Here is a 314-nt window from a genome sequence, read left to right as displayed (position 1 = left end):
GCTGGCAGCAGCTTCATGATCGGCGCGCGCTCGATCCTGCTTGCGGGCGGGCGGAAGACGGCAATGTGGCGCTGACCGGCGGGATCGGCTTTTCGGCAGGCAAGGGCACGGCCTTGCTGGCGCTCGGCTTCGGCGCTTCGCCGGAAGAAGCCGCCGACCTTGCCCTTGCAAGCCTGAAACAGGGTTTCGAGCCGGCAGCGGAAACCTATGTCGAAAACTGGCGGAAATTCCAGGCGGGTCTCGAAAAACTCGATCGTCCGGCCGCCTCCGGGCTGAACACATACCGCGTCAGCACCGCGGTGCTGGCAACGCAT

1 pseudogene is annotated in these 314 nt (G+C 65.3%); it reads left to right on the top strand.

Features of this window, described 5'->3' with window-relative positions:
* Positions 1-314, top strand: a pseudogene (locus tag EN851_RS35205) (glucan 1,4-alpha-glucosidase); the annotation flags it as partial.

It is taken from the genome of Mesorhizobium sp. M8A.F.Ca.ET.208.01.1.1 (assembly GCF_004791315.1).
In the GTDB taxonomy this organism is placed as follows: domain Bacteria; phylum Pseudomonadota; class Alphaproteobacteria; order Rhizobiales; family Rhizobiaceae; genus Mesorhizobium.
This window is presented reverse-complemented; position numbering and strand designations above follow the sequence as displayed.